Origin of the sequence: Streptomyces sp. NPDC015346, assembly GCF_043078785.1 — a bacterium.
Classification (GTDB): domain Bacteria; phylum Actinomycetota; class Actinomycetes; order Streptomycetales; family Streptomycetaceae; genus Streptomyces.
In genome coordinates, this window is record NZ_JBIBTW010000002.1 from 393758 (window position 1) to 412894 (window position 19137).

A 19137-nucleotide genomic window follows, 5' to 3' on the forward strand; every position below is an offset into this window, starting at 1 on the left:
TGTCGGTCTATGCGGCGTACGTCTCCAGGTACGCGGTGACGAGGCGGCGCGCTTCGTCGATCGTGGCCTCGTCACCGGCCGGCGAGCGCCGGAACGTGATGTCGAAGAGCCCCGTGCCCACCTCGAAGGCGAGAAGCAGAGCCAGCAGGGGCGTGTCGGAGGAGACGAGGCCCCGCTCGACGAGGTGGTGCCAGAACCGTTCCGCCTGCGCTTCGTCGAAGGCGCGCACCAGTTCGTCGAGCGGGGCGTGACGTCCCGCGAACCAGAGCTCCGTGCAGCTCCGGTGGCGGCGGAGGTAGTCGACGAGCAGGTCGATCATGACGTCGACGGCCTCGCGCAGCGTCTGGGCCCTTGGTTCCTCCAGGGCGGCACCGATGAGCTTGTCGAGCTCGCTCAGGTGCCGCTGCAGCAGCTCGGCGTCGACCTGGTATCTGTCGGCGAAGTAGTGGTACATGGAGGCGCACGGCGGCCGCACGCCGTGACAGCCTGGGCCCCGGCTTCCTCCACCGCGCCGCGGTTTTTCGGCGCACGTGGAGCGGCCGGTGACCCCTCCACGCTCCCGGAAAGCCCGCTCCATCTAGGAACGAAGCTGTCCTAGATGGGTCCTACTGTCGTCCCACCACGAAGAACCACGCGAGGGGACAAGAGCGATGAGTGACACCACACCCCAGGGCTACACCACCGTCGCACCGTGGGTGGTCACCGACGACACCGGGGCCCTGCTCGACTTCGTCACCGCCGCGTTCGGCGGAGAGGAGATCGAGCGGGTGCGGGTGGAGGACGGCACCATCGGCCATGGCGAGATCCGGATCGGCGACACGGTCGTGCTGGCCTTCGACCGGCGCCCCGACTGGCCGCGGATGCCCGCGCTGCTGCGTGTCTACGTCCCGAACGCGGACGCCGCCGTGGCCGCTGCCGTCGCCCACGGGGCGCAGGTGGTCACCGAGGTCTCCGACAGCGCGTGGGGGGACCGCGGCGGCAGGGTGCGGGATCCGTTCGGCAACATCTGGTGGGTGATGAGCCGGGTCGAGGACGTCTCCCCGGAGCTGGCATGGCAGCGCATGTCCGAGCCGAAGTACGTTGAGGCGATGCGTACGGCCCAGGAGACCCTGGACGCCGTGCTCAGCGGCCGGGAGACGGGGGTGGCCAGCGCCCCGCAGCGCCCGCGTCCCTCCTGAATTACGGGAGGCAGCCAGGTGCCACCGCGCTCAGCTGCGACGGGCGTGTTCGACGGTGCAGGTGGTGCCGTTCGCCATTCGCCGGGCACCAGTGGGTGCGGCCGCCGACCAGATGCGGTTCGAAGTCGGCGTCGGCCATCCCGGAGCGGTCCAGGGCAGGGTGCCGCGGCTCGGCGTGGGCGGTGTCCCACGGCGCGCTGAACCCGAGGCGGTTCGGGTAGAACTCGGCCCAGTCGTCCTGCTCTCTCAGGCGCCTGTGACGGGCCGCGGCGCCATGGCCCCGGGGCCTCAGGGGAGGAACGTCACGGCGGGGAAGACCGGGGACGGCCCGTCGAGCAGGTGTCCCCGGCGGTGGCGCAGGTGTTCGTCGAAGAACGCGAGCGGGTACGCCTGCTGGATCTTCACCGCCTGGTCGGGATCGAGGGTGCCGATCACGTCTCGGAGCTGCTGCTCGCTCCACCCGAACCGCTTCGCCACCTGGGGGAACAGTGCCTCGTTGTCGCCGTACGAGATATGGGCGGCGCCCTGGGCCTGGATGTTCAGCCGCCAGCCCCGCAGGTGCGACCAGAACGCGGCGGCTTCGGGATGCGTGGCCCGAGTGAACTCGGCGGACATCATCATGAACGGCCGGTCCAGGTCACCGGCGAGCGGCGGGTTCATCTGCATCGGGCCGTCGAGGCTCAGTCCGGCCCGGATGCGCTCGTCCGCGAGCGTGGCGCAGGCGGCGGCCGTCCCGCCCTTCGACCAGCCGAAAGCGCCCATGCGCCGCGGGTCGAGGGAGCCGAGCAGCCCGGCGGGCAGCTCGCGCCGGTCGGCGCCCGGATTGCACCCTGCGGCGAGCTGCTCGACGCAGTCGAGGACGAAGCGCAAGTCAGCGGCGAAGTCCCCGGGCAGTGTCGGCGCCTTCGGATCACGGAGCGGGACGGCGACCCGGCCGTCGGGGAACTCGGTGTACGTGTCGTACTGGTGAGCCACCGTCACCGCCGCGTATCCGTGGCTGGCGAGCTCCTGGACCATGATGGTGTGGTCGCCCTGGTGGCTGTGCGCGCCGTGCGAGAACACGACGACGGGCAGCCGTCGGCCCGACCTCCGCACCGGAGCGCCGACGTGGCCGGCAGTGAGCGGCGCCAGGGGGACCAGGTCGCTGAACCCGGCGTCGGTGAGGAACGCCTGAAGGGCGCCGGCCGGCATCCATGGCGCCACCGGGTAGTGCTCGACGTCCCGGGCGGGGTACCAGACGGTGGCCATCAGCTCGCGGAAGTGCCCGGGGCCCGCGATGCCGTCCGGGCGTGACCGGTCGACGAGGTGCAGGGGGACCGTGCCTACCGGGTGCGGCCCGGTGGGCACGGGCAGCGTGAGCCGCTCCGGGGCGGGGCCGGGCCTGTCCGCATCCGCCCACGCGGGGCCCGCGATGGCGGCGAGCGGCACGGCGGCCCCGGCGGCCAGCGCGGCTCCCAGCATGCGGCGGCGTGTCAGGCTCCTGTGGGCGGTGAACGGCGAGACGGTCATGGGACCTCCGTGTCACGGATCGTCAATCGTGCCGCCACGGCCGGTCCGTGGGCACAACGGGACGCTGTCACATGCCCCTCCCGTACGGCATCGGCCCACGGGTTTACACCCCGGGGCTGATGCGGTCGGCGGTGCCGTACTCCGGTTGCTTGGGGCCGAATCGACTGAGACGGGACAATCCCGAACTCGTCGCCACGCGCCGCGAGCCCGCGGAGTACTGGATGTGACTGCGCCCCCAGGAACGCCTTGTGTAGCTTTACGCGTACACGCAAGCACACAGCGTAAGGAACCCCTCTGGACGTCATGCACGTAGCAGTCAGCTCCCCCGCCCCCCGGGCCCAGCTGCACCTGGGCGACGCCAGCGGCCTGGATGCCGGCAAGTTCTTCCCCCATGTCCAAGCGGGCCTGCGTGATCCCGTCGCCCCGGACGACGTGGTCAGCGCCCAGCCGCCGGCGGACGGGAAGATCGCCAGCGCTGGGAAGAGCTTCGCCGCCTCTTTGGACGAGGCCGGCAGCGACTGGAAGAAGCACCCGGTCATGTCCGACCAGGACCTGGAGATCACCTGGGAGGCGAACGCGAAGGTCAAGGCCCGCCGCTTCAACTACTTCCTCACTCGAGCCGACTGGGAACCCCGCCAGGCCCTGAGTCGCGCACAGTTCGAATCGGAGCCCCTCCACAGCGTCCAGCTCACCGAGCAGCCGTACTGGGAGCACGAGCTTTCGCCCGGCAACCCCGTCTCCCACACCGTGCGCCTCCCGGAGCGCCGCTCCGGCCATCAGGTTCTGCTCGCGGTGTGGGAGACCCCCGATACCGGCAACGCCTTCTACCAGGTCATCGACCTCGACTACAGGTAGAACAGCCACAACCTGGAGCGACCGGTCAAGGTGAGCTGGTCCCCAAGTGGTCCCCATAAACGATCAAGGGGCCGTTTCAGATCGCTCTGAAACGGCCCCTGACCTGCGACTCTTTCAAGTCGGGACGACAGGATTTGAACCTGCGACCCCTTGACCCCCAGTCAAGTGCGCTACCAAGCTGCGCCACGTCCCGTTGCCCGTCTGACCTGGGGTTTCCCCCGGCCGGACGTGCATGAGAACAATACCGCACTTCCCCGAGTGGTCACGAACCCCTTTACGGCTTGACCTCAACCTCGCTTGAGGTAGCACGGTGGGGCACATGACGAACACAGCAGACATGGCGAAGACGGCAGACCCCGCGGACCTGACAGACGCCCTCGTCCCGCGCGATCCCGGTCCCGGTCCCGACCTCGACCGGCTTCAGCGGCTCATGGGGCTCATGACCGGCGACGAGAAGCATTCGCCCGCCGCCACCTCCACGCTCGACGCGCTCTGGGTCCTCTACGACCGCGTCCTGCGGGTCTCGCCCGAGACCTTCGAGGACAAGGGGCGGGACCGGTTCCTGCTCTCGAAGGGGCACGGGCCGATGGCGTACTACGCCGTGCTCGCCGCCAAGGGCTTCTTCCCCGAGGAGCTGCTCACCGGCTTCGGGTCGTACGACTCGCCGCTCGGGCACCATCCCGACCGGACCCTGGTGCCGGGGGCCGAGATCGGCAGCGGGTCGCTGGGGCACGGGCTGCCCCTGGCGGTCGGGACCGTGCTGGGGCTGAGGGCGCAGGGGCTGGCCGAGCCGCGGGTGTGGGTCCTGATCGGTGACGCCGAGCTGGACGAGGGCAGCAATCACGAGGCCCTCGCCTATGCCGGGCCCGCCGGCCTGGAGCAGCTGCACACGCTCGTGATCGACAACAGCTCCGCCACCTACGGCTGGCCCGGCGGGATCGCCTCGCGGTTCGAGGCCGCCGGATGGTCCGCCGCGACCGTGGACGGCCGTGATCACGAAGCGCTCCACGCGGCCTTCACCGCCCCGCACCCCGGGCGGCCGCGCGCCGTCGTCGCCCGCGTCGAGCCGAAGACCGCCTGAGCCCGAACCGCTCAAGAAGAAGCCGTACAAGCCCGAGGAGCCTTCCATGGACACCATGCGTGACCGTTTCATCTCGACCACCAGCCGTCTTCTCGACGAGGACCCCCGCCTCGCCGTCGTCCTCGCGGAGATCAGCAGGGACGGCTTCCAGCAGGCCGAGCGCCGCCACCCCCACCGTGTGATCAATGTGGGGATCCGCGAGCAGCTGCTCATCGGCGTGGGCGGCGGGCTCGCGCTGACCGGGATGCGGCCGGTCATGCACACCTTCGCGAGCTTCCTCGTCGAGCGCCCCTTCGAGCAGATCAAGCTGGACTTCGGCCATCAGGGCGTCTCGGGTGTCCTGGTCAGCGCCGGAGCCTCGTACGACTGGCCCGCCGGCGGCTTCACCCATATGTCGCCCGGCGACGTCGCCCTGCTCGACACCCTCGACGGCTGGACGGTCCATGTCCCCGGCCACCCGGACGAGGCCGAGACCCTGCTGCGTCAGGCCGTCGCGGGCGACGATCGCGTCTACGTCCGGCTCTCGCTGCAGTCCAACGCCTCGGCCCGTCCCGTCTCCCCCGGCTTCACCACACTGCGCGAGGGCCGTGCCGGGGTCGTCGTCGCGGTCGGGCCCCTGCTGGACAACGTCCTCGCCGCGACCGAGGGCCTCGATGTGACCCTTCTCTACGCCACCACCGTCCGCCCCTTCGACGCCGCGACCCTGCGCCGGGCGGTCGCCGGGGCCCGCGCCGACGTCGTCCTGGTCGAGCCCTACCTCGCCGGGACGTCGACCACCGCCGTCAACGACGCCCTCGCCGAGACGCCCCATCGGGTGCTGGGCCTCGGCGTCTCCCGCCGCGAGCTGCGCACCTACGGCAGCATGGAGGAACACCTGACGGGCCAAGGCCTCGACCCGGCCGCCCTGCGGGAACGCGTCACCACCTTCCTCGGCCGCTGACCCCTGGCGCGCGGGCGCCCCTGACCGGCGTATGCGCCGGAGCGCACACCGGTCACTCCCCGTGACACGCCGGGGCGCCGCCGGGCGCACCCGCACGCCGGTCCCGAGGGTCCGACCGGCGGCCGAGGGTGGCCGAGGGTGGCCGCATCCCCGCGCTCCGGCGCCGGGACCGACGTGTGGGAAGTTCCGGCATGCCGCCTCTCTGGGTATGAAGTGACGCATGAGGCGACCGGATACGCCACAAGGCCATATGCCCATGAACTGTTTGCCCTTGGCATGTGGCAGAAAGATGCCCACGGGGAATGCCCTGGTGAACCGCGCGAACAGGCCAAGTCCACGCGAAACACAGTCAGATTCAAACGTCAACCACTCCGGTTTCGGACAAACTCGGTGGCGATATTGATCCGCCCCAGAAAGATCAACACCATGAAGTGTCGGCCTGTTCGGGACGGGACCACTGCCGATGCACCAGCTGCTCGAACAACCGAACGAGCAGGCGTTTCGCAGGGGAGGACTCGAATGGACGGCTACTTCAGCAGTCGACTGCATCATCAACTCAGGGAAACGGTGCGCGCCTTCGCGGAGAGTGAGGTTCGGCCACGGATACCGGAGATGGAGGCGTCCAGGTCGGTACACCACGAACTCTCCCGGCTCATCTGCGAGCAGGGCTGGCTGGGGGCGACTATCAGCCAGGAGTACGGCGGCATGGGTGCGGGGCACCTGGCCAAAACCATCATCATCGAGGAGCTCTCCCGGGTCAGCGGCGCGATGGGCGCCATGGTCCAGGCCTCCCAGCTCGGCACCGCCAAGATCGTGCACTTCGGCAGCGACGAGCAGCGCAAGACCTGGCTTCCGGCCATCGCGGCCGGAGAGTGCCTGCCGACCATCGCCGTCACCGAACCCGGCTCCGGCGGCCATGTCCTGGGCATGACCGCGAGCGCCGTGCGGGACGGTGACGACTACATCCTCAACGGCAGCAAGGTCTTCGTCGGCAACAGCCATGTCGGCGACCTGCACGGCGTGGTGGTGCGGACCGGCCCCGGATCGAAGGGGCTCACGGCCTTCCTGGTCGAATCCGATCGCCCGGGGTTCCGTACCGGTCCCCAGCAGCCTGCGATGGGGCTGCACGGCTTCAGCTTCGGCGAGCTCATCTTCGAGAACTGCCGGGTCCCCGCCTCGAACCGGCTGGGTGACGAGGGCGACGGACTGTCCGTGGCGTACTCCTCCAGTGTGCTGTACGGCCGGGCCAACCTCACCGCCGTCTCGCTCGGCATCCACCAGGCGATCCTGGAGGAGACGACCCGGTTCTGCGCCGAACGCCAGCGCTACGGCAAGCCCCTGCACGACCTGCCCACCGTCAAGTTGAAGCTGGGTCAGATGCAGTCCCGGCTCATGACGGCCCGGCTCTCCGCCTACCACGCGGTACACCTGCTGGACCAGGGCATGTCCTGCGACGCCGAGTTGATGAACGCGAAGCTGGTCAACGTCGAGTCCGCCCTCGACTCGGGGCGCAACGCGATGGAGATCCACGCCGCGGCCGGGCTCTTCACGGACCGCTCCATCGAGCGCTATCTGCGCGACGCGCACCACATCTTCGCCCCGGCCGGCACCTCGGACATCCAGCTGCTGCGCCTGGCGGAGGTCGCCCTCGGCCAGGACAAGGGGAGTTGGTCGGAGAAGCTGTCGGACCTGGTCAAACTGGAGCCCGCCCACCTCTGAGCGGCCGGCCCCGCCCACCGGAGACGGAAGAAGCGCCCCGGCCCGGCCGTGAGCCGTTCCGGGGCGCTCGGGGCGTTCCGAAGCGCTCCCGGGCGCCCCGTCACCACCTCAGATGAGGTTCTCCTCACGGCGGTGGATCTGCTCCACCAGCTCCGCGGCGAGCCTCTTGATCGTCTCAAGGCCGGCCCGGCCCCACGGGCGTACGTCGGTGTCGACGACGCAGATCGTGCCGAGCGCGATGCCCGTACGGTCGATCAGCGGAGCACCCATGTAGGAGCGGATGCCGATCTCGTCCACCACCGGGTTGCCCGCGAACCGCGGGTAATCGCAGACGTCCTCCAGGACCAGTGCCTTGCGGCGCACCACCACGTGCGGGCAGTAGCCGTGGTCACGGGCCATGAACCGGCCGACGTTGCCGCCGGCCGCCGCCGCGCCGAGGTCGCTGCCCGTGTGGGTGCCCGCCGGGGTGTGCAGTCCGGCGAAGAACTGCCGGTTCTCGTCGATGAAGTTGACCATCGAGTACGGCGCCCCCGTCACGTCCGCGAGCCGGTGGGCGAACTCGTCGAAGGCCGGCTCCGGCCGCTCCCCGAGGCCGAGTTCGCGCAGCCGCTGCACACGGGCGGGCGCCTCCCGGTCGACGGGGGTCAGCAGCAGATGACCGGTCGGGTCGTAGGTCATGTCGGTGCTCCGTAGCTCGGCACGGGGGCCGGGATGGTGGTGAGCAGATGCTGGACGAGGGTGACCAGGGTACGGATGCCGGCGCTGGAGATCCGGGCGTCGCAGAGCACGACCGGCACCTCGGGCTTGAGGTCGAGCGCGGCCCGCACCTCGTCGGGCTCATAGCGGTAGGCACCGTCGAACTCGTTGACGGCCACGACGAATCCGATGCCGCGCCGTTCGAAGAAGTCGACCGCGGAGAAACACTCCTGCAGCCGGCGGGTGTCGGCGAGGACGACCGCTCCGAGCGCGCCCTCGGAGAGCTCGTCCCACATGAACCAGAAGCGCTCCTGGCCCGGTGTGCCGAAGAGGTACAGCACGTTGCGGTCGTCGAGGGTGATGCGCCCGAAGTCCATCGCGACCGTGGTCGTGGTCTTGGACTCCACGCCCTCCAGGCTGTCGGTGGCCGCGCTGACCTGGGTCAGGAGCTCCTCGGTGCTCAGCGGTTCGATCTCGCTGACCGCGCCCACGAAGGTGGTCTTGCCCACGCCGAAGCCGCCCGCCACCAGGATCTTGAGCGCGGTGGGGAACGGATCGGTCGCCACGCTCTCGTGGCGCTCAGAGCCGTTGTCGTAGGCCATCGAGCACTGCCTCCAGCAGGGAACGGTCGGTTGGATTGGCGTGGAAGCGGGGCGCCCGGGCGGTGAGCGCCCCGCAGTCCACGAGATCGGAGAGCAGAACCTTGGTGACGACCGCCGGGAGCCGTAAGTGCGCCGCGATCTCCGCCACCGAGGTGGGCCCGTCGCACAGCCCGAGGGCCAGGCTGTGCTCGGGACCCATGTGCGGCTGCGGGGAGGAGCCTGTCGCCATCACCATGGAGAGGAGGTCCAGCGCGGTGGTGGGCTGGGTCCGGCCACCGCTCACGGTGTACGGCCGGATCAGCCGGCCGGCCGCGTCGTCGAGCCAGGGCCCCTCCTGCGAGGACGCCACGCTCACTGCCCCGTACTGCCCGCCGTGCCCGCCGCTTGTCTGGCGGGCGTGACCAGATACGGCCGGACGCTCTTGACGAGCATCGCCATCTCGTACCCGAGGACGGCGGCGTCCGCCTCGCGTCCGGCGAGCACCGCCAGACACGTGCCGGAACCGGCGGTGGAGACGAACAGCAGGGTGGAGTCCAGCTCGACGACCACCTGCCGCACCTCGCCGCCGTCGCCGAACCGCGCGCCGGCGCTGCGCCCGAGCGAGTACAGCCCGGAGGCCAGCGCCGCCATGTGGTCGGCGGCGTCGGTGTCGAGGCCGTGGACCGATTTGACCAGGCCGTCGGAGGAGAGCAGTACCGCGTTGCGGGTGTACGGGACCCGCTGGACCAGACCGCTCAGCAGCCAGTCGAGATCCGAGGAATGGCCGTTCGGCACATTGCTCGCCATGGTGCATCTACTCCTTGTGCGCGTCGCCGGGACGCGGCGGTTCTTGGGGGGAGGGTTGGGATTCGGCGAGTCCGATGCCGCGCTGGAACGCGGCCATCAGGCCCGGGTCGTGCAGGGTGTGCTCCTCCGGCTTGCGGGCCACGGGCTCGTCGCGCAGCTGCGGGACGAGGTGCTCCTGGGCGCGCCGCTTGGGCAGGAGGGGGCGGCTCTGCGCTTCCGCGCGCGGGGCCGGTGGGGACGGGGGCGCCTGAGGCGGCAGGGGGGCGCCTCCGGCGCGGGCACTCGCGGTGGCCGGGGAGGACTCACCGGAGTACGCCGACTGGTGCGGCAGGGCGGGCGGTGACGAGGGGGTGTACGTCACCGGCCGGTGCCCGGGCTCGGGCGCCTGACCTTGGCCGTGGCCGGTTTCCTGCGCCTGCGCCTGGGCCTGCGCATGCGCGGGCTGCGGCCGGGAGGCCTCTCCCGGTACGCGTACGGGCGCGGGGGCCGGAGGTGGTGTCGGGGCCCCGGGCGCGAGCGGCTGCGCCTGGAGGTGGGACTGCCCCTGGGACTGAGCGGCCTGCGCGGCCGGGGACTGGGGTTGGAGTTGAGGCTGGGGCTGGGCGGCCTGAGTCTGGGCCTGGACCTGGGCCGCCTGGATCTGCGCCGCCTGGCTCGCGGCCACCGCCCCCGGCTGGTTCTGGCTGCGCGCGAGCCCCTCCGGATCGGCACCGAGGAGCCCCTGCGGCAGCACGAGAACGGCCTGGACACCACCGTAGATGTTCGACTGCAGGCGTACGGCGATACCGTGGCGCCGCGCGAGCGCGGAGACCACGAACAGTCCGATGCGTCCGTCCTGCAGCAGGTGGGCCACGTTGACCTGGTCGGGGTCGGAGAGCAGCGCGTTCATCTTGTTCTGCTCGGTGACGGGCATGCCCAGGCCGCGGTCCTCGACCTCGATGGCGAGGCCGGCCGTGACGTACTGGGCGCGCAGCAGCACCGTGGTGTGCGGAGCGGAGAACAGCGTCGCGTTCTCGACCAGTTCGGCGAGCAGGTGGATGACGTCGGCCACGGCATGGCCCCGGAGCGTACCGTCGATCGGCGGGACGAGTTTCACGCGCGGGTACTGCTCGACCTCCGCGATGGACGAGCGGAGCACCTCGGTCATGGTGACCGGATTCGACCACTGACGGCGGGAGATGGCGCCACCGAGCACGGCGAGGTTCTCCGCGTGGCGGCGGATGCGGGTCGCCAGGTGGTCGACGTGGAAGAGGCCCTTGAGCAGCTCCGGGTCCTCGACCTCGTTCTCCAGCTCGTCGAGGAGCTGGATCTCGCGGTGCACGAGGGACTGCAGACGACGGGCGAGGTTGACGAAGACCTCGACCTTCTGTTCGTTGCCCACGCTGCTCGACAGCCGGGAGGCCTGCACCACGGCGGCCACCGCGGCCTCGTGCGAGCGGGCCAACTCCTGGGAGAGCAGGTCGAATTCGTCGCCGGAGGCGGTGGCGGGCGGGATGACCGCGCGGGCCGGCGGGCCCTCGCCCCTCCGCAGCTGTTCGACGACCGCGCGCAGTTCGCTCTGGCCCCGGGCGCTGGAGCGGCGCAGGGCGTTGCACCGGTCGAGGACGGCCTTGGCGGCCCGGTCGGCGCCGAGGGCCGCCGCGGTCACGGAGGCGACCGTGAGGGCCGCGGCGCCCGTCAGCGCGGCCCAGAGGCCGGGGGTCGGAGTGGCCCCGGTCGAGCGAAGGGTGAAGAGGACGGCGGCGGCGCCGCCGAGTGCCACCGCGATGGCCGGGAGCACGGAGGTGCGCAGGAGTTGTGGGCGTATGCGGGCTTCCGTCGGGAGCGGCGCGGGCTGCTGCTGTCCGGGATCGGGAACCCCCGCGCTGGGGGCGGAGCGGGCGCCTGACCGGCCGTGCCGCCCGCCCTCGCGGCGTTCGGACCGCGGGGCGGGTGCGCGAAGTTGAGACATGAGTGTCCTTGGTACGTGCCCAGGAATCGGCGTACTACGGGGGGTCTACTACGTGGATGTGATGAGCCTACCGATGATCACCAACCACACACTGTAGTCGTCAACCGTTCATGTGCGGTGCGCAGTTGGCAAACTTACCCGGAGCGCGGCCCACTCTGGTATTAGCCGTCGCACAACAGGCCGAGAACGCTTGGCCGGAACTCGATGAAGGGTGCGAAATGCCGGGAGCGGAAGCGGGCGGAGGGGCGTGTACGCCACCACCCGCCGAGGAAATCGCCCCCGACCGGAATCCGCTCCCGCGTCCGGGTGGCGGGCGTGGAGGGGCGGGGCCGGAGCGCCGACCCCGGCGCCGGTACGGCCGCGCATGGGCCCTGTGTACGGGCGTGAGCACCGGTTCCGGCGTGGTGGGTCGCCGTGACCGTCCGTAGGTCCGGCCGTAGGTCCGGCCGGCGGCGGCTCAGCCGGCTCCCTCGGCGTGCGGCTGCCCGTCGGCCTCCGCGGCAAACGACCGTCCTCTCGTCGGCGGGCCGCCGAATCGTCGGCCGGATTCTGGGCAGCGGCCACGAGACCGGTATTCACGCCGAGCAGGAGAGAGGTCACCACCATGGCCGACGTCAGTCCCATCGATGTCCAGAAGGCTCTCAAGGGCGCCGAGTACCCCGCCAGCGGCGAGGACCTGGTCTCGGTGGCCAAGAGCAACGGCGCCGAGGACACCGTCGTGAAGAAGCTCCAGAGCTCCGGTTCGAAGCGGTACGACGGTCCCGACGATGTGCAGAAGGCCATTTTCGGGAGCGGCGGAAAGAGCTGACCGGCGCCCGGAACCGGCCCGTGGCCCGCGCCCCCGTCACCGGGAGCGCGGGCCGCAGTCGCGGTCAGGCCCCGCTCAGGTCACCGCTCGCCCTCACCGCTCGCCGGCGAGGTCCAGGTCGCCCCGCGGGGCGGGTTCCGCGGCGACGGTCAGCGTCTTCGGGCCGGCCCAGGGGCGGGCGACGGGCCGGGACACCGTCCGCCACCAGGGGTCGATGGGGAGGAGCCCCTCCGGTTCGAAGGGCTCACCGGGGCGGGGAAGCGCGACGGACTGCCCGGCGCCCATGGCGGCGTCCATGGTCCACTCACCCGGTTCCGCCCAGGCGTGGAAGGCGAGGTTGAACGTCCCCCAGTGGATCGGCAGCAGCACCCCGCGCGGTGTCCGTCCCTGCAGATCGAGGTGGGCCTCCACACCCTCCGCGGGCGTCATGTGAATGTCCGGCCAGGCCCCCGGGACCGGCATGGCGTCCGTGTGTCCCTCGGGCCAGTACTCGCTGTACGCCCCGATCTGGATCATGGTCGCGTCGAAGGGGCCGTGCTCGGCGCCGATCTCCCGGAAGCCGGGGAAGTACCCGGTGTCCCCGCTGTGGTAGACGCGGTGCTCGGGGCCCGCGACCACCCATGAGGCCCACAGAGTGTGCTGCTGGTTGCGCAGGCCTCGGCCGCAGAAGTGGCGGGCGGGCGTCGCGGTGAACCGCGTCTCGCCGATCTCGGTGGACTCGTTCCAGTCCAGCTCGCGCAGGCGGGAGGGGGAGACCCCCCAGCGCTCCAGATGGGCGCCGACGCCCAGGGGCACCACGAAGACGGTGTCGGTCGAGGCCAGGGCCTTGATCGTGGGCCGGTCGAGGTGGTCGTAGTGGTCGTGCGAGATCACGACGGCGTCGACGGGGCCGAGCGCGGCGAGGGGAAGCGGTACGGGGTGCAGCCGTCTGGGACCCGCGAAGGAGAACGGGGAGCAGCGGTCGCCCCACACCGGGTCGAAGAGCACCCGCTGTCCGTCGATCTCGGCGAGGACGCTGGAGTGACCCATCCAGGTGAGCCGCAGCCCGGAGACGGGGGGCTTGGCGAGGTCGGCCAGGGTGGTGGCGTGGACGGGGATCGTGCCGGTCGGGGCCCGGCGCGCCCGTGCCTCCTTCTGGAAGAAGACCTTGGCGAGCTCGACGGCGGAGCCGGAGGGCACGGTCCGGGACGCCACGGGGTTCTGGAAGACGCCGTCCGCGAAGTTCGGCGAGCGCCTGATGCGCTCCAGGCGCTCACCCGCGGGGTCGGCGCCGAAGGCCTCGGGCCGCCGGGCGCGCAGCCGGGCCCGCAGCGAATGGTCGGAGCCGGTGCCGGTCACAGGGCCTCCTGAGGGTCGGGACTCCATTATGGGCGGCCCTCGCCGCTTACGGCCGGGGGACCGGCGAGGGGCGCCGGCGGCGCGTGGGGAGGGGTGCGGAGCGCCCGGGACCCGGGCCGTAATTGATCATGCCCGTGTCATGTGCTGTGTAGGCTGGCCGCCGTGGCGAGAGTGCGGTTGAGCGTGGCGGAGCGGCGGGAGGAGCTGCTGCGAGCCGCCGTCGAGCAGATCGAGGCCCGGGGAGTGGCCGCCGTCCGGATCGCCGATGTCGCCGCCGCCCTCGGGGTCAGCAACGCGCTCGTGCTCTACCACTTCTCGACCAAGGAGAAGCTGGTCGCCGCGGCCTTCTCCTATGCCGCCGAGGCCGACCTCGCCCATCTGCGCCGGCTCCTCGGGCGGCGTACCACCGCCCTGCGCCGGCTGCGCGCGGCCGTGCGCTGGTACGCCCCGACCGGGCAGGCCAAGGGCTGGCGGCTGTGGATCGAGGGCTGGGCGGCCGGCCTGCGGGAGCCGGCGCTGCGCGAGGTCGCCGGAGCGCTCGACCAGCAGTGGAAGGCGGCGCTGACCCAGGTGATCGCCGAGGGCACGGCGGCCGGCGAGTTCCCCTGCGCGGATCCGGCCGCGGCGGCCTGGCGGCTGACCGCCTTCCTGGACGGCCTCGCCGTGCAGATGACGTCCTACGCCGGGTCGCTCTCCCGCGCCGCCATGCTGGAGTGGGCCGACGCGGCCCTCGCCCGCGAACTGGGCCTCCCCGCCGGGGAAGCGCCCGGCCCGGCCGCCCTCTGCCCCGGGACGACCGGCGACGGCGGCGCGTAGACGCCGGCGACGGGCGGGCCGGCCCGGCGTCCTGGCACGGGCCGACCGGTCCACCGGCCGGCCCGGCTCACCACGAGGATCACGGGGTCACAGCAGTTCGTAGACCGCCGTGACCGTCACCTGTTCCTCGATCTCACCCGGCGCAAGGGGCACCTCCGGGGCGTCGGCGGGCATGCCGCCTCCGGGGCTGGGGCGCAGGCTCTCGCCCTCGGTCAGGGAGATGAGGCGGCCGAGACGGTGGCCGCTGAGCTCCGCGTGCTGGGACGCCTTCTCGTACGCGTCCCGGTGGGCGGCCTCGCGGGCCCTGGAGCGCAGGACGGTCGGGTCGGCGACGTCGAAGGCGACGCTGTTCACCCGACCCGCGCTGCCGGTCGCCCCGGTCACGGCCCCGATGACCTGGCCCGCCTTCTCGACGTCGCGGACCTTCACGGAGAAGGTCTGCCCGGCCTGGTAGCCCGTCACCCGGCTCTCCCCATTGGTGCTCTGGGTGTAGACGGGCGAGAGGGACAGACTGTCGGTCCTGATGTCCCGGTCGGCGACGGACTGCTTCCGCAGCGCGGCGAGCAGCGCCTCGGCGGCCGTGCGCTGGGCCGTCATCGCCTCCTTGGCGGTCGGCCGGGCCACCTCCACCCCCACCGAGAGGATGGCGAGATCGGCCGGGGCCGCGGCCCGGCCGGTGCCGGTCACGGTGAGGGTCGCCGACTTCGGATCGGCGCCCGTCGCGACGCCGGGCGTGGATCCGGCGTCGGGCGTGGGCGCGGTGACGGCGGGCGCCGCCTCGACGACGGGTGTGGGCGTGGCACCCCCGGGGGCCGCGGCGAGCGCGGGGCCCGCCCCCGCGAGCATCAGCGCTCCGAGCACCACGCCCGTGGCGATGGTGCGGCGGACCGCGCGGCGGGTCGGGCGGGCGACGGGTGGCAGGCCGGCGCGGACGGTCGGGCAGTGGTGGAAGTGGCGGGTCGTCACAGGCGGTCCCTTCGACGGTGGATACCGGAAGATCCGGCGCGGACATCCCAGCACCCGCGGGCTCCCCCTCCCGCGCGCCACTCCTGCCCGGTCACCCGCTCAGGTCTGCACAAGCGGCTCGTACGCCTCCGCCGCGAGGCCGAAAGTCCAGGCGACCCCCTGCCGCGCGGTCGCCGTCTCCGGCGGCACCCGCAGCCAGTAGGTGCGGAAGGTGCCGTCCGGCTCGGGGGTCGCGTTGACCACCTCGACCATGGCCACGTCCTCGTCGTCCACCAGCTCGATCCGCCAGAGCACCCCCGTCCCGTCCCGGTGCACCGGCCGGGCGCCGGACTCGGTGAGATAGCGGTCGTATCCGTAGTACTCGAGCATCACGCGCCGCAGCTCCGCGTTCTCCTCCGCCCGTATCCGCTCGGGGGTGAGCGCGCCGAGTCCGCCGAGGAACTCCGCGGACACCGGCATGCCCCGCCAGGCGTACAGCGCGAAGCCGTCCCGGAAGGCGAGCGCGGGACCGTCGCCCCGGTCCAGGCGCCCCGCCTCGTCGCGGTGCAGCTCGACGGGGCGCTCGCAGAGGACGACCGCCTTCTCGTACGGCCACCACCAGCCCGCGTGCTCGGCGACGGCGGCTAGCCCCGCCAACCGCCCGCCCCCGTCGTCCCCGTCGCCGCCGTCGGCCCCGGAGCCACCGTCACGGCCGTCGCGGCCGTGATGCCCGTGACGCCCGTCGCTCTCGTCGCGACCCTCGAAGGCGGCGAGCCAGGCCGCGTCGTGCTGGCCGAGGACCGCGTCGAGCAGCACCAGGCGGACGGCCGTGGCCTCGTCCGGTGAAGCGGCGAGGTCCTCGGCGACCCCCGTCCGTATCCGCTCCGCCAGCGCCCGGGTGGTGTCCCAGAGCCGGGCTCCGGTACGCGTCCAGAGCTCCGCCCAGCCGCCCGGGCCCAGTGCGTCGTGGACCCGGCGCCGCTCCTCGGCCCAGGGCCGGGTGCGCACCTCGTCCCGTACCGAACGTCCCGCGTCGGTCAGTTCACGTATGGCCGTGACCGCCGCCCGGGGCGAGTCCGCCCAGACGACGCGCTCCGGCTCGACGAGGCCGGCCGTGCGGTACGCGAGCCGTACCCCCGCCTCCGCCGCCGCCCGGTCGGCCGCGCCGGTGGCGGCCGCGACGGCCCGCCACCTGTCCAGCGTCGTGGTCCCGCTCATGTCTCCCCCTGTCAGTCCGCGACGATCCGGTACGCGCCCGGTGTGTACTCCCGCTGGCGCACCACGCGGTACCAGCCCTTCGGCAGCGCGATCGGCGCGTGCTCCTCGTGCACCACCCGTCCGCCCGCGGGCAGTTCGAGCAGCAGCGGCCCGAACGGTCCCGGCTCGCGCACCAGTCGCCCCGGGCCCGGAATCGCGTGGGCGTGCCCCGTGACCTCTCCGAGCGCCAGGACCAGCCGCCCCCTGGCGTCTCGCGGCTCCCCCGCCGCGCCCTTCGCACGCGGGGGCACCGCGCTCTCGGTGACGGGCACGATCAGCACATCGCCCTGCCGGTACATGGCTCTCCCCTCCCCGGCGGCGCGGAGTGCGCCGACCACACGTACGACGCTAGAGGCCGGCACTGACAACGCGTCGTGGCCCCACCCGGCGCACGGCGCTGTCAGTGCGGCTTGGTACAACTTCTCGCGTCAACCGACCAACGCCGTCCGGTGTCTGGAGCACTCATGACCATCTCGGGCCATCTGCAGGAGTTCAACGGCCTGCCCGTGTTCGACTTCCCGGACAGCGACGCCGCGGTCGAACTCCCCGACGCCGCCTCGGTGGCCTGGCGCGTCTCCACACCGACGTACTGCGAGCCGGGCGAGGAGCAGTGGGATCAGGCCTTCGCCCGCTTCCTCGCGACGGTCGACACCACCCGGGTCCGCGCGCTGGTCGTCGGCGGCTGGAACGAGGCGTACGACACCTCGTCGGCGGAGATCGTCACCACCCTCATCGCCGCCAACAACCGGCTCACCGGCCTGCGGGCGGTCTTCCTCGGCGACATGGACTTCGAGGACTGTGAGATCTCCTGGATCCAGCAGTCCGACGTGACGCCGCTGCTCGCCGCGTACCCGATGCTGGAGGAGTTCGGTGTGCGCGGCGGCTCGGAGCTCGCCTTCCCGGCGATCCACCACGCGCGTCTGCGCACGCTCGTCGTGGAGTCGGGCGGTCTGGGCGCCGAGGTCGTGCGGGGTGTGGTGGGCAGTGACCTGCCCTCCCTGGAGAAGCTGGAGCTCTGGCTCGGCACGGACGAGTACGGCGGCGACAGCACGGTCGGCGACCTGGAGCCGCTGCTCGCCGGGAGCGGGTTCCCCGCCCTGCGCCGTCTCGGGCTGCGTAACAGCGTGATCCAGGACGAGATCGCCGCCGCCGTGGCGAGCGCCCCGGTCGTCGCCCGGCTCGAACGGCTCGACCTGTCGATGGGCGTCCTGACCGACGAGGGGGCCGCCGCCCTGCTCGCCGGGCAGCCGCTGACGCACCTGGCGCACCTGGACCTCTCGCACCACTACCTCTCCGAGGAGATGCGCGAGCGGGTCGTCGACGCGCTGGCGCCGCACGGCGTGACGGTGGACGTCGGCGACGCCCAGGAGCCGGAGGACGACGGGGACGGCGAGATCTACCGGTACGTCGCGGTCGCCGAATGACCCCGCCCCCGCCCCTCGCGCACGCGCGCCGCACGCAGCCGCGTCTCGCCGTCGTCGGCAACCCCGCCAACCGCCGCGTCCGGTTCTTCCAGGACGCGGTGCGGGCGGCCGGGCTGCCGGAGGCGAGGGTCGTGCCGTGGCTCGACGTCCTGCGGGGCGGGGCGCGTTTCCTCGACGGCGAGACCGTACGCCTCGATTCGCCCGGCGAGGACCCGGAGGTGGAGCGGCTGTTGCGCGGCACGTCCGACACGACCCGGGTCGAGGGCACGGGGCTGTGGTACGAGCGGTTCACCGCCGCCGTGTCGGCGCTGGCCATCGGCGTCAGGTCGGCGGGGGCGGTCCTGGTCGACGACCCGGACGAGCTGGCCGTCCTCTTCGACAAGCGGCTCGGTCACGGCCGTCTGCGCGAGGCGTCGGTGCCGGTGCCCGAGTCGCCGACGTCGGGTCCCGACGCCCCGCCCGTGCGGGGCTGGGAGGACGTCAGATCGCTGATGGCCGACGCCGGGGCGCGCCGGGCGTTCGTGAAGCTCGCGCACGGCTCCTCCGCCTCCGGGGTGCTCGCGGTGGAGACGGCCCCGTCCGGGCGGGTCCAGGCGACCACCTCCGTGGAGCGCGGCCCCGACGGCCGGCTCCACAACTCCCTGCGGGTGCGCCGCTATCGCACGGAGCACGAGGTGGCGGCGATCGTGGACGCCCTCGCCCCCGACGGGCTGCACATCGAGCGCTGGCTGCCCAAGGCCTCGCAGGCGGGCCGGGCGGCCGATCTGCGGGTGGTGGTGATCGACGGTCGGGCCACCCACGCCGTCGTCCGCACCAGCCGCTCCCCCATGACCAATCTCCATCTGGGCGGAGCCCGCGGGGACCTGGACGCGGTCCGTGCGGCGGTCGGGGCGGCGGGCGGCCGGTGGTCGCAGGCCCTGGAGGTGTGCGAGCGAGCCGCCGCCGCCTTCCCCGGCACCCGCTGCGTGGGGGTCGATCTGCTGCCCTCGTCAGGCTGGCGGCGCTTCGCCGTCGGCGAGGTCAACGCCTTCGGCGATCTCCTGCCCGGCCTCACCGGACTGCCGGGCAGCGGCGCGGAGGGCCTCGACACCTACGCGGCGCAGCTCGCCGCCCTCCTCCGCACCTCCACGAACCCCGCCAACCCCGCGACCAGCGCAAGCCGCGCGACCCCCGCGACCCGAACCACCATGAGCACCACAGGAACGAGCACCACGTGAACCAGCGGACCGCAC

General features: G+C 72.4%; 20 protein-coding genes and 1 tRNA gene. 9 read left to right on the plus strand and 12 right to left on the minus strand.

Annotation, left to right across the window (positions count from 1 at the left end; all coding sequences use genetic code 11):
* Positions 1 to 7: 7 nt before the first annotated feature.
* Positions 8 to 475 (minus strand): TetR/AcrR family transcriptional regulator, encoded by a 468-nt coding sequence (locus ACF06X_RS07730; RefSeq protein WP_392286316.1) that lies wholly within the window; start codon positions 473 to 475, stop codon positions 8 to 10.
* A 175-nt stretch (positions 476 to 650) separates the two neighbouring features.
* Between ACF06X_RS07730 and ACF06X_RS07735 the strand changes: the two genes are divergently transcribed.
* Positions 651 to 1178 (plus strand): VOC family protein, encoded by a 528-nt coding sequence (locus ACF06X_RS07735; RefSeq protein ID WP_392286317.1) that lies wholly within the window; start codon positions 651 to 653, stop codon positions 1176 to 1178.
* Between the two features lie 288 nt (positions 1179 to 1466).
* On the opposite strand, the gene ACF06X_RS07740 is transcribed toward ACF06X_RS07735, so the two are convergent.
* Positions 1467 to 2687, minus strand: coding sequence for an alpha/beta hydrolase family protein (locus ACF06X_RS07740; RefSeq protein ID WP_392286318.1), 1221 nt, complete (start codon positions 2685 to 2687; stop codon positions 1467 to 1469).
* Between the two features lie 303 nt (positions 2688 to 2990).
* Here ACF06X_RS07740 and ACF06X_RS07745 point away from each other — a divergent pair, with 303 nt between their 5' ends.
* Complete coding sequence (locus ACF06X_RS07745) at positions 2991 to 3542, plus strand: lytic polysaccharide monooxygenase auxiliary activity family 9 protein (RefSeq protein ID WP_392286319.1); 552 nt, start codon at positions 2991 to 2993, stop codon at positions 3540 to 3542.
* 119 nt (positions 3543 to 3661) lie between these two features.
* On the opposite strand, the gene ACF06X_RS07750 is transcribed toward ACF06X_RS07745, so the two are convergent.
* Positions 3662 to 3735, minus strand: a tRNA-Pro gene (locus tag ACF06X_RS07750).
* 126 nt (positions 3736 to 3861) lie between these two features.
* On the opposite strand from ACF06X_RS07750, the gene ACF06X_RS07755 reads away from it, so the two are divergent.
* The 3 genes from ACF06X_RS07755 to ACF06X_RS07765 all read left to right on the plus strand — a co-directional run bounded on the left by ACF06X_RS07755 (position 3862) and on the right by ACF06X_RS07765 (position 7282).
* The gene (locus ACF06X_RS07755; protein WP_392286320.1) at positions 3862 to 4623 is read left to right on the plus strand and encodes a transketolase; all 762 of its coding nucleotides are present in this window, start codon (positions 3862 to 3864) and stop codon (positions 4621 to 4623) included.
* 46 nt (positions 4624 to 4669) lie between these two features.
* On the plus strand, positions 4670 to 5563 hold the full coding sequence (locus ACF06X_RS07760) for a transketolase family protein (protein ID WP_392286321.1): 894 nt from the start codon (positions 4670 to 4672) through the stop codon (positions 5561 to 5563).
* A 519-nt stretch (positions 5564 to 6082) separates the two neighbouring features.
* Positions 6083 to 7282, plus strand: coding sequence for an acyl-CoA dehydrogenase family protein (locus ACF06X_RS07765; RefSeq protein WP_392286322.1), 1200 nt, complete (start codon positions 6083 to 6085; stop codon positions 7280 to 7282).
* 108 nt (positions 7283 to 7390) lie between these two features.
* Here ACF06X_RS07765 and ACF06X_RS07770 read toward each other — a convergent pair whose 3' ends face one another.
* Genes ACF06X_RS07770 through ACF06X_RS07790 form a run of 5 tightly spaced genes read right to left on the minus strand, consistent with a single transcriptional unit; the run spans position 7391 to position 11317 of the window.
* Positions 7391 to 7960: a GAF domain-containing protein gene (locus ACF06X_RS07770; protein WP_392286323.1), complete on the minus strand. Its 570-nt coding sequence runs from the start codon at positions 7958 to 7960 to the stop codon at positions 7391 to 7393.
* The gene (locus ACF06X_RS07775) at positions 7957 to 8580 is read right to left on the minus strand and encodes an ATP/GTP-binding protein (protein ID WP_392286324.1); all 624 of its coding nucleotides are present in this window, start codon (positions 8578 to 8580) and stop codon (positions 7957 to 7959) included. The genes ACF06X_RS07770 and ACF06X_RS07775 overlap by 4 nt, the downstream gene beginning before the upstream one ends.
* Positions 8558 to 8929, minus strand: coding sequence for a DUF742 domain-containing protein (locus tag ACF06X_RS07780; RefSeq protein WP_392286325.1), 372 nt, complete (start codon positions 8927 to 8929; stop codon positions 8558 to 8560). The genes ACF06X_RS07775 and ACF06X_RS07780 overlap by 23 nt, the downstream gene beginning before the upstream one ends.
* 2 nt (positions 8930 to 8931) lie before the next feature.
* The gene (locus ACF06X_RS07785) at positions 8932 to 9366 is read right to left on the minus strand and encodes a roadblock/LC7 domain-containing protein (protein WP_392286326.1); all 435 of its coding nucleotides are present in this window, start codon (positions 9364 to 9366) and stop codon (positions 8932 to 8934) included.
* A 7-nt stretch (positions 9367 to 9373) separates the two neighbouring features.
* The gene (locus tag ACF06X_RS07790) at positions 9374 to 11317 is read right to left on the minus strand and encodes a sensor histidine kinase (protein WP_392286327.1); all 1944 of its coding nucleotides are present in this window, start codon (positions 11315 to 11317) and stop codon (positions 9374 to 9376) included.
* 604 nt (positions 11318 to 11921) lie between these two features.
* Here ACF06X_RS07790 and ACF06X_RS07795 point away from each other — a divergent pair.
* Complete coding sequence (locus ACF06X_RS07795) at positions 11922 to 12125, plus strand: DUF2795 domain-containing protein (RefSeq protein ID WP_392286328.1); 204 nt, start codon at positions 11922 to 11924, stop codon at positions 12123 to 12125.
* Positions 12126 to 12218: 93 nt separating this feature from the next.
* On the opposite strand, the gene ACF06X_RS07800 is transcribed toward ACF06X_RS07795, so the two are convergent.
* Positions 12219 to 13463 (minus strand): MBL fold metallo-hydrolase, encoded by a 1245-nt coding sequence (locus ACF06X_RS07800; RefSeq protein ID WP_392286329.1) that lies wholly within the window; start codon positions 13461 to 13463, stop codon positions 12219 to 12221.
* A gap of 162 nt (positions 13464 to 13625) precedes the next feature.
* Here ACF06X_RS07800 and ACF06X_RS07805 point away from each other — a divergent pair, with 162 nt between their 5' ends.
* On the plus strand, positions 13626 to 14279 hold the full coding sequence (locus tag ACF06X_RS07805) for a TetR/AcrR family transcriptional regulator (RefSeq protein ID WP_392286330.1): 654 nt from the start codon (positions 13626 to 13628) through the stop codon (positions 14277 to 14279).
* An 87-nt stretch (positions 14280 to 14366) separates the two neighbouring features.
* Here the strand turns inward: ACF06X_RS07805 and ACF06X_RS07810 are convergent, their stop codons facing one another.
* The 3 genes from ACF06X_RS07810 to ACF06X_RS07820 all read right to left on the minus strand — a co-directional run bounded on the left by ACF06X_RS07810 (position 14367) and on the right by ACF06X_RS07820 (position 16780).
* The gene (locus ACF06X_RS07810; protein WP_392286331.1) at positions 14367 to 15245 is read right to left on the minus strand and encodes an SIMPL domain-containing protein; all 879 of its coding nucleotides are present in this window, start codon (positions 15243 to 15245) and stop codon (positions 14367 to 14369) included.
* A gap of 99 nt (positions 15246 to 15344) precedes the next feature.
* On the minus strand, positions 15345 to 16442 hold the full coding sequence (locus tag ACF06X_RS07815; RefSeq protein ID WP_392286332.1) for a DUF6745 domain-containing protein: 1098 nt from the start codon (positions 16440 to 16442) through the stop codon (positions 15345 to 15347).
* 11 nt (positions 16443 to 16453) lie between these two features.
* Complete coding sequence (locus ACF06X_RS07820; RefSeq protein WP_392286880.1) at positions 16454 to 16780, minus strand: hypothetical protein; 327 nt, start codon at positions 16778 to 16780, stop codon at positions 16454 to 16456.
* A 165-nt stretch (positions 16781 to 16945) separates the two neighbouring features.
* On the opposite strand from ACF06X_RS07820, the gene ACF06X_RS07825 reads away from it, so the two are divergent.
* Positions 16946 to 17905, plus strand: a complete 960-nt coding sequence (locus tag ACF06X_RS07825) for an STM4015 family protein (protein WP_392286333.1) — start codon at positions 16946 to 16948, stop codon at positions 17903 to 17905.
* A complete protein-coding gene (locus ACF06X_RS07830; protein ID WP_392286334.1) occupies positions 17902 to 19122 on the plus strand; it encodes an STM4014 family protein in 1221 nt (406 codons plus the stop codon). The genes ACF06X_RS07825 and ACF06X_RS07830 overlap by 4 nt, the downstream gene beginning before the upstream one ends.
* Positions 19123 to 19137: the final 15 nt, after the last annotated feature.

Coding starts and splice junctions, on each gene's coding strand:
- ACF06X_RS07765 (WP_392286322.1), top strand. CDS start 6,083: ATGGACGGCTACTTCAGCAGTCGACTGCATCATCAACTCAGGGAAACG.
- ACF06X_RS07795 (WP_392286328.1), top strand. CDS start 11,922: ATGGCCGACGTCAGTCCCATCGATGTCCAGAAGGCTCTCAAGGGCGCC.
- ACF06X_RS07770 (WP_392286323.1), bottom strand. CDS start 7,960: ATGACCTACGACCCGACCGGTCATCTGCTGCTGACCCCCGTCGACCGG.
- ACF06X_RS07760 (WP_392286321.1), top strand. CDS start 4,670: ATGGACACCATGCGTGACCGTTTCATCTCGACCACCAGCCGTCTTCTC.
- ACF06X_RS07830 (WP_392286334.1), top strand. CDS start 17,902: ATGACCCCGCCCCCGCCCCTCGCGCACGCGCGCCGCACGCAGCCGCGT.
- ACF06X_RS07735 (WP_392286317.1), top strand. CDS start 651: ATGAGTGACACCACACCCCAGGGCTACACCACCGTCGCACCGTGGGTG.
- ACF06X_RS07745 (WP_392286319.1), top strand. CDS start 2,991: ATGCACGTAGCAGTCAGCTCCCCCGCCCCCCGGGCCCAGCTGCACCTG.
- ACF06X_RS07790 (WP_392286327.1), bottom strand. CDS start 11,317: ATGTCTCAACTTCGCGCACCCGCCCCGCGGTCCGAACGCCGCGAGGGC.
- ACF06X_RS07755 (WP_392286320.1), top strand. CDS start 3,862: ATGACGAACACAGCAGACATGGCGAAGACGGCAGACCCCGCGGACCTG.
- ACF06X_RS07785 (WP_392286326.1), bottom strand. CDS start 9,366: ATGGCGAGCAATGTGCCGAACGGCCATTCCTCGGATCTCGACTGGCTG.
- ACF06X_RS07825 (WP_392286333.1), top strand. CDS start 16,946: ATGACCATCTCGGGCCATCTGCAGGAGTTCAACGGCCTGCCCGTGTTC.
- ACF06X_RS07820 (WP_392286880.1), bottom strand. CDS start 16,780: ATGTACCGGCAGGGCGATGTGCTGATCGTGCCCGTCACCGAGAGCGCG.
- ACF06X_RS07740 (WP_392286318.1), bottom strand. CDS start 2,687: ATGACCGTCTCGCCGTTCACCGCCCACAGGAGCCTGACACGCCGCCGC.
- ACF06X_RS07815 (WP_392286332.1), bottom strand. CDS start 16,442: ATGAGCGGGACCACGACGCTGGACAGGTGGCGGGCCGTCGCGGCCGCC.
- ACF06X_RS07775 (WP_392286324.1), bottom strand. CDS start 8,580: ATGGCCTACGACAACGGCTCTGAGCGCCACGAGAGCGTGGCGACCGAT.